Consider the following 8464-nt stretch of genomic DNA (forward strand, 5'->3'; position numbering starts at 1 on the left):
GGGTCATGCCGTGTCGAGGACGTCGGGCGAGGTGGGCTTCGGGATGGTCGAGGTCGGGGCGTACTGGGCGGCCTGCGTGTCGAACATGGCGGCGTACCGCCCGGCTGCGGCCATGAGGCTGTCGTGGGTGCCGTCCTCGACGAGGCGCCCCTGGTTGAGGACGTAGATGTGGTCGGCGTGGCGGACGCCGGACATGCGGTGGGTGACCAGGACGACGGCCCGGTTCGGGGCGGCCAGGCGCCGGATCCGGTCGAAGGCGGCGATCTCCGCTTCCGGATCGAGGGCGGAGGTGGGTTCGTCGACGATGAGGATGCTGTCCGATTGCGATGTTGAGCTACGCCAGTGGGTGCGGGCCAGACCCACTTTCTGCCATTCCCCGCCGGAGAGTTCGATGGCTCCGCGGAACATGCGGCCGAGCATGCTTTCTAGCCCGTTGGGGAGTTTGGCGGTGACGGACCCGGCGCCGGCGTAGTCGACGGACGCCTGCAGGTCCTGGACCGAGGCGTCACGGTCGGGGCGGCCGATGCGGATGTTCATCGCGGCAGTGACGGGCCAGCGCTGGAAGTCCTGGGTGAGCAGGGAGACGCGGTCGAAGACCTTGGCGCGTTCCAGCCCGGAGAGGTTGGCCTCACCCCACTTCACCGACCCGTCGTGAGGCAGCAGAAGACCGGAGAGGATCTTCATCAAGGTGCTTTTTCCGGAGCCGTTCTCGCCCACGACGGCGGTGACCGACCCCATGGCGAACGTGAGCGTCACATCGTCCAGGGCCGGTGCGTCGCGGTCGGGATACCGGTAGGTGACGTGTTCCAGAGACACCCGTTTGACCTGTTCGGGGACGGGGCGGCCGGTCTCGGGGATGGTGCGTCGGCCGGCTTCGACCAGGAACTGGCCGTGGTCCCGCACGTAGAGGGACTCTTCGTGCAGCTGGTTGATGTTCATCACCATGGCGCCCAGGCTCGCTGACCCCGTCCGTACCGCGATCACGGCGGTGCCGGCGACGGCGAGGCTCATGTGCCCGGCCATGATCAGCCAGATCATCGTGCCGTAGGTGGCGGCCATGGCCACTCCGGACAGCGCGGAAGCGACCCATTCGGTGACGGCCTTGCTCGCGGCCAGGCGTTCCTGCTCCGACTCCGCGCTCGCGGCCATGTGCCGGTACCGGTCGAGGAGGAAAGGGCCGACGGCGTGGATGCGTACTTCCTGGGCAGCGGTTCGTTCGGTGAGAAGGTTCCCGATGAGACGGCTGGCCCGCACGTGCTCGATCCAGCTCATCATCGACACGTAGCGTTCCTGCGCCACGCGCATCGCACCCCAACCGCGGGGCGCGGCGATGACCAGCAGCATGGGCAGCAGTGCCGGATGAAGGACGGTGAGCACGCCGGCCGTGGCGATCAGCGAGATGCTGCTGTTCAGTGCGGAGACGCAGGCGCCGATCATGCGGCGGGCGGAGGCGGGCCCGTACTGGGCGATGTCGATCAGGCGGCGGAAGTCCGGGTCGTCGATGGCTTCGAGTTCGACGGCGGTTGCCGCGGCCAGGTACTGCGTGGTGGCGATCCGCTCGACCTTCGGCTCCAGGCGCCCTGCCCGAGAGGTCGACCAGCCGGCCAGGGCGGAGTTCACCACCGCTACGCCGGCGGCGGCGAGAAGGCCCGGCAGCATGGAGTGCAGTCGCTCGACAGCGTCCCCGGCTCCTAACAGGGCGTGCATGACCGCATTGACGGCGAGCAGGGCGACCGCGGCGGCGATTCCTTGGCCGAGTTCGCTGATCGCGACCGCCACGAGCGCACGGCGGTCCGCGTTCCAGGCCATCCGCAGGGCGGCACCGACGAGTCTGGGCATCTGACGCAGCGCTGAACGCATGGTCAAGTCGAGTCCCGCATGCTCGTGTTGTGACCAACCCATGTCGTAGCGCAGCGGCCCGCCGAAGAGTTCTCGCTCCGCATCGGAAATCTGAGGCTCGGCCATGCGGACCTTGCCGAAGAATCGCTTCATTCACTGCCTCCTGGTGTGGGCCAGTTCAAAGCCCGGTGAGAGGGGCCGTGGGCGAGCATGTGGAGCCTGGCGACGGCGTGTGGGGGACAGGCTGACGGCGGCTTCTCCACCGATACCCGGGGCAGCGCCTCATGCTTGTCTGGCTCGCCCGTCCAGGACTGGGCTGCGAACACGGCGGTGATCCGGTCCAGCCCGCCGTCGGGGTCGCAGCGGTGGAGGATCCAGCAGAAGTCCGGCTGCTCGGAGCTGAGGCGCACCCCGACTCTTCTTCCGTTTCGCGCCGCGCGGCGAGATCGAGTGATTCGCCGGCTTCCAGATGCCCGACGACGGTGAGCTGCTCAGGGGCGAGGGCCGCCTCCGCCTCGCGGAAGACGCGCCGGTCGGCGCCATTCGCCGGGAGCAGGACCTGGGCGACGTCAGAGATCTGCAGGTGAGGTGCGTCGCTCACAGACGGCCCTCCTAAGAGCCGGCACGGCCAGCAGGCTCAACTCGTATGTGCGCCGCACGCTGCGACGGCCCCGGGTAGAGGGACGGCCGCCCCGACGAAGGGCTACCCGTCCGCACTGACCAGAAACGACGGCGCTTGGTTGCCCCAAGCCCGTAGATTCGGTTCCCCTCCGACCCCGGCGAGGCGACCTCGCCGAGGCAAGCGGCCAGGGGCGCGGCGAAGAGTCACGCGTCGCGCCAGTTCGGGGCCGATTCCCGGGTGAACCTACGGCTTCCCAAGGGCGACCATCGCCACCTTGATCACGGACTCGGAGCAGGGGGTCCCGCAGTCGCGGGCCTGGCGGCGGTGGCGCATGAACCAGTCGAAGGCTCGCTCGACGACTGAGCCGCAGAATCACCTTCGAGCTCTTCAGGCCAGGTCGCGGCGGGTGACTTCCACATCGATGCGGGGGTGGGCGCCGTGGTTGATGTCTTTGGAGGGTAACTGGCGTCGGCCCGGGCCTTCGAGTCGTTACCTGTCGCAGTACTGAACGTCGACAGCAACGCGGCACAACGAGCCTGTCACAGAACAGGGAGGGTGCCGGTCGATGTATTGGACGCGAGGGAGGCAGCCGTGAATTCTCCACTGGTTACTGTTCCGTAGGCACCTCGAGTGCGCATGGGCGCTCCGGTACGCGCGACTCAGGATCCGGACGCTTGCGTACCACCTTGCCCCGGAGCAGTGGCCGGAGGCCGATTCACAGCATGCGCGCCGAGCGTTCTCCGTCAGCAATGCGTCGTCGCATCCCAGAAAGGAACCCTGAGCATGTCCGAAGAACAGCCGCTCGTCCTTGATCCCACCGGCGCCGACCACCACGCCGAGGACCGAGCTCTGCGCGCCCGCGGGCCGATCACGCTGGTAGACATCCTCGGAGTAACCGCCTGGTCCGTATCCGATCCCAGTCTTCTCAAGCAGCTCCTCACGCGCACTTGCGTCTCCAAGGACGCTCGAGCCCACTGGCCGGCCTTCGCCGATACGGTTTCCACCTGGCCACTAGCCCTGTGGGTGGCGGTGGACAACATGTTCACTGCCTATGGGAGTGACCATCGCCGTCTGCGTCGCCTGATCGCCCCGGCGTTCTCAGCCCGACGTATCGCTGCGATGGCGCCCGTCGTCGAAGACCTCGTCACGGACCTCCTCGACGACCTGGAAGGCCTCCCGGACGGGGAAGTTGTCGACCTGAGAGAACGCTTGGCCTATCCCTTGCCGATTGCGGTCATCGGGCGATTGCTTGGTATCTCCTCCCATCAACTGAACGGGCTCCGCACGGTGGTGGACCGAGTGTTTGCCACTACCCTTACTGCGGACGAGGCCGCGGCGAATACGGCCGCGCTCTACCGACTGCTTGACGAACTGATCGCCCTGAAGCGAGCCGCGCCGGGCGATGACATGACGTCCCTCCTCATCACCATCCGTGACGAGGACGGTGACGGCAGCGCCCTCAGCGCCGCCGAATTGCGCGGGAGCCTCGTGCTGATGCTGAGTGCCGGCTACGAGACGACTGTCAACGTCATCGATCAGGCGATCACATCCCTGCTGACCGACGCGGAACAGCTGACCCACGTCCGCGCCGGCCGGTGTGACTGGAATGACGTCGTGGAAGAGACGCTGCGCCACGAGCCGGCGCTCAAGCACCTCCCACTGCGGTACGCGCTCGAAGACATCCCGGTGCCCGGTGGGCGAATCATTCGGAGAGGTGAGGCAATTCTTGCCTCGTACGCAGCCGCCAACCGCCACCCGGCTTGGCATGGTGGCGACGCTGACCTCTTCGATGCAACCCGAATCTCGAAAGACCACCTGGCTTTCGGTCACGGCGTCCACTTCTGCCTTGGCGCCCCCCTTGCCCGACTTGAAGTCGCCGCCGCTCTGCGTCAGCTGTTCGCACGCTTTCCCGATGTCCGACTCGCCTCACCCATCGGGGAACTGAAGCCTGTGCCGAGCCTCATCAGCAACGGACATATGACTCTTCCCGTTCGCCTGCGGCCGACGGCCGTGTAGCGACTCCCCAGCGAGAAAGGAGGTGGCCCGGCGACCTCACCTGCCTCATCGCTCATGATCAGCCGCACTCCGTGGAGCGCACGGCCTCGGACATCTTCTGGATGGGCCGTCATCGATGTGTCACCGGTGTTTAGGACTCGTCGAACGTCCACCTTGTTGTAGCTGCACTCGCCGGTGCTGAACATGTTGCTCTCGTGCTCGTTGAACAGCCCGGGGATGATCCACGCAGGGCCATGCTCCGATAGAATGCGCGGACGAAGATATTGCGGAGCGTCAGGCTCCGGCGAAGGCGGACAAATGCCTGATATCGCACCGCTGCGGGGGCGACGCGACGAGTTGGCACAACTGCGTTCGCTGGTGGACCGGGCTCGCGACGGCCGCAGTGGGACGCTGCTCGTCTCCGGTGAGGCCGGTGTCGGCAAGACGGCGCTCCTGGACCATCTCACGGCACAGGCCGCCCCCCACGTCCGTATCGAGCACATCGTCGCCTCGCAGTCCGAGCTGGAGCTCGCCTACGGCGGTCTTCAGCAGCTCTGTGGGAACATGGTGCAGTCCGCCGACCGGCTGCCGGCCCCGCAACAGGAGGCCATCGAGGTGGCGTTCGGGCTGTGCAGCGCCCCGGCGCCGAGCCCCTTCCTCGTGGGGCTGGCATTGCTGGGAATACTCACCGAGGCCGCGGAGGAGCGGGGACTGCTGTGCGTTGTGGACGATGCACAGTGGCTGGACCAGGCATCGGCGCGTGCTCTCGCGTTCGCCGCCCGGCGCCTGCAGGCGGAAGGTATCGCCCTGGTACTGGCCATGAGAGAGGCCGACGAGGTGTTCGCGGGGCTGACGCACATGCGCGTCGAAGGGCTCGGGCACGAGGACGCGTGCGAGCTGCTGCGGCTGGCGGTACCCGGTGGTCTTGACCGCAAGGTGCGCGACCAGTTGATCGCGGAGAGCCGCGGCAATCCGCTCGCCCTGCGGGAGCTGCCTCGAACGCTCAACCCCGCGCAGATCGCCGGCGGCTTCTCCCCGACCGGCTCCCTGCCGCTGGAGAGCCGCATCGAGCAGAGCCTGGTGGCGCAGCTCGCCCCCCTGCCCGCGCCGGTGCGCCTCCTGTTGCTGTTGGCCGCCGCGGAGCCCACCGGTGACCCCGGCCTGCTGTGGCGCGCGAGTGCGGTGCTGGGGCTGGGTCCCGAAGTCTTCGACGCGGCCAAGGACGCCGAAGCCTTCGCCGTCGGCACCCGCGTCGGATTCCGCCATCCGCTCGTACGGTCGGCCGTGTACCGCGCCGCGTCACCCGCGGACCGACGCCGTGTCCACGCCGCTCTTGCGGACGTCACCAGCGTCGAGCACGACCCCGACCGCCGGGCCTGGCACCGCGCCGGCGCGACGCCGGCGCCGGACGAGAACGTGGCCGCCGACCTGGAGCGGTCTGCCGTGCGGGCGCGCACGCGTGGCGGCGCGGCTGCCGCGAGCGCCTTTCTGGAACGGGCGGCGGAGCTCACACCTTCGCCGATCCACCGCGGCCGGCGGCTGATTGCGGCCGCCGAGGCCAAGCACGACGTGGGTGCGCCGGCCGAAGCCCTGCGTCTGCTCGAATCGGCCCGAGCCCTCCCTCTCACCGCATTGCAGGAGGCGCTCTCCGGAAGGCTGCGTGCTCGCGCCGGATACGCGCTACGCCGCGACCGCGGCGGGGTACAGAGCCTGCTCGACGCGGCGCGCGGACTCGAAGGCCTCGACCCGGTACTGACCCGGGACACCTACATCGAAGCTCTGGCGGCGGCGACCTACGGCGGCAGGCTCGGTGACGCCGAGCAGGTGACCGCAGTCGCGAAGGCGATCCTCGCGGCGACGCCCGCCGCCGAGGATTCGGAGCAAGCGCGGGACCTGATCCTGCGTGGCCAGGCGCTACTCGCCACTGAGGGGCAGGAGGCCGCGCTGCCCACCCTGCGACGGGCGCAACGGGCGTTCCTCGAGCAGGCTCCGGACTTCCTCGAACTGCATTGGATGTGGTTCGCCTCCCGTGCCGCCCAGGACCTCTGGGATCCCGCCGGACTGCGGACGCTCGCCCAGCGGCAGGTCGAGCTCGCCCGCGCCGAAGGGGTCGTGACCGTGCTGCCGATCGCCTTGAGTCTGCTGACGCTCGTGCAGCTGACCGACGGCGACCTGGACGGGGCCGAGGCATCCTGCGACGAGATCGACGCCATCAAGGAGGTCACCGGGAACCCGCTGCCCCGGTACGGAAGGCTCCTTCTCGCCTCCTACCGGGGGCAGGCCGACCAGGCGGTGCGCTGGGCGGAGCGGATCCGCGCCGACGGACGGGCACGCGGTGAGGGATACGCGCTGAGCGCTGCCAACTTCTCCGAAGCAGTTCTCTGCAACGGCCTTGGGCGCTTCGCCGACGCGGTGGCCTGCGCGCGGCGTGAGCTGCCGTACACGCATGAACTCAACCTCGCGATGCGTACGCTGCTCGAACTGGTGGAAGCTGCCACGCACACCGGTGAGCAGGCCCTTGCCGAGCAGGCGTTCAATCAACTGGCCGACGTCACACGGCCGGTGGGGACCAATTACGCGTTGGCGCTGCTGAGGATGGCAGAAGCGCAGCTGCGAAGCGGGGACGAGGCAGAGGAGCTCTTCCTGGACTCCATCAAGCGTCTCGAGCAGGAGCGGATACCGATCTGGGTGGGCCGCTGTCGCCTTCTGTACGGCGAGGCCCTCAACCGCCTGGGCCGGCCCACAGATGCACGCGAACAGCTCCGCACTGCGCACGAGGTGCTGTCCGCCTGCGGTCTGAACGGATTCGCCCAGCGGGCCGCAGACGAACTGAGGTCTTGCGGTGAGACGTTGCGGGTCCACGGCCGTGCGTCCGCGGCACAGCTCACCGACCAGGAACTCAACGTCGCGCGCCTGGCTCGGGAGGGGTTGACGAACCGGGAGATCGGAGCCCGCTTGTTCATCAGCGCCCACACCGTCGAGTACCACCTGCGCAAGGTCTTCGTGAAGCTCGGCGTCAAACGTCGCACCGAACTGCAGCCGGCCCTCGCCGGTCTCACATCGACAGCATCGAGTCCGTGAAGACCCGGTCCCGGCAGCCCGTCAATCTCCACGCACTGTCCGCGTCGCGGGCGGCGGCGGGCGTGCTCCACACCCTCGCCCGCGACCCGGCCCCAACTGCGCCGAGGGGAATCCGCCGACTCCGTCAGTGGCCGCGTTCTCCGGACGGCGGGGAAGCGGCCTGCTTGCGCCCCGGCGTCCTTCTCCTGCCGGGGAAGCCCCGACACGTTTCCGGAATGTCTCCGCGTGCGCCGTCACAGTGGCCTGATGACGCGGCTGGCGCTGTCACTTGCTCAGCCAGAGGTCGGGCCCGAACACCTCGTAGTGGATGGCCTTCGGACTCAGCCCGTGAGCGAGCAGGTCGGTGCGGACGGCCTTCATGAAGGAGAGCGGGCCGCACAGGAAGGCCGTGGTGCCGGGATCCGGGGACAGGCCGGTGATGTCGGCCCAGCCCTCGTTGACGTGATCCGCCTCCGGGTGGTCCGCGGTGTCCTCGTACCACAGGTGCAGGGAGGCGTTCGGGAGCCGGTCGACCAGGTCGTGGAGTTCTTTCCGGTGGGCGTGGTGAGCAGGAGAACGGTCGGCATGGACGACGGTCACCGGCCGGTCGGGTGCCGCGGTCACCAGCTGCTCCAGCATGGCGAGCATCGGTGTGATGCCGATGCCTGCCGAGGCCAGCATGAGTGGGCCGGATCCCTCGGGCAGGAGGAGGTCCCCGAAGGGAAGTGAGACCTGCAGGGTGTCACCCGGGCGGGCATGTGCGTGCAGCCAGGTGGAGACCTCACCCTCCGGCACCTGTCCGTCAAGGGAGCGCTCACGCTTCACGGTGAAGCGCCAGGTGTCGCGGCCGGGGGCGGTCGAGAGGCTGTACTGCCGTATCTGACCTGCTCCGTCGGGCAGTTCGACCCGCACGCTGACGTACTGGCCCGGGACGAAGGGGCGGGTGGG

5 protein-coding genes are annotated in these 8464 nt (G+C 68.5%); 2 read left to right on the forward strand and 3 right to left on the reverse strand.

Annotation, left to right across the window (positions count from 1 at the left end):
- Positions 1-3: 3 nt before the first annotated feature.
- Positions 4-1992: an ABC transporter ATP-binding protein gene (locus tag EAO72_RS11830; protein ID WP_148017211.1), complete on the reverse strand. Its 1989-nt coding sequence runs from the start codon at positions 1990-1992 to the stop codon at positions 4-6.
- A 25-nt stretch (positions 1993-2017) separates the two neighbouring features.
- Positions 2018-2440, reverse strand: a complete 423-nt coding sequence (locus EAO72_RS11835) for an NUDIX domain-containing protein (protein ID WP_261991425.1) — start codon at positions 2438-2440, stop codon at positions 2018-2020.
- A gap of 804 nt (positions 2441-3244) precedes the next feature.
- On the opposite strand from EAO72_RS11835, the gene EAO72_RS11840 reads away from it, so the two are divergent.
- Both EAO72_RS11840 and EAO72_RS11845 read left to right on the forward strand, forming a co-directional pair.
- Positions 3245-4477, forward strand: a complete 1233-nt coding sequence (locus EAO72_RS11840) for a cytochrome P450 family protein (protein ID WP_148017212.1) — start codon at positions 3245-3247, stop codon at positions 4475-4477.
- 183 nt (positions 4478-4660) lie between these two features.
- Complete coding sequence (locus EAO72_RS11845; RefSeq protein WP_261991433.1) at positions 4661-7537, forward strand: LuxR family transcriptional regulator; 2877 nt, start codon at positions 4661-4663, stop codon at positions 7535-7537.
- 264 nt (positions 7538-7801) lie between these two features.
- Here the strand turns inward: EAO72_RS11845 and EAO72_RS11850 are convergent.
- Positions 7802-8464, reverse strand: a 663-nt coding sequence (locus tag EAO72_RS11850; protein WP_261991426.1) for an FAD-binding oxidoreductase, incomplete at its 5' end; no start/stop codon positions are given.

It is taken from the genome of Streptomyces sp. OR43 (genome assembly GCF_008042275.1).
In the GTDB taxonomy this organism is placed as follows: Bacteria; Actinomycetota; Actinomycetes; order Streptomycetales; family Streptomycetaceae; genus Streptomyces.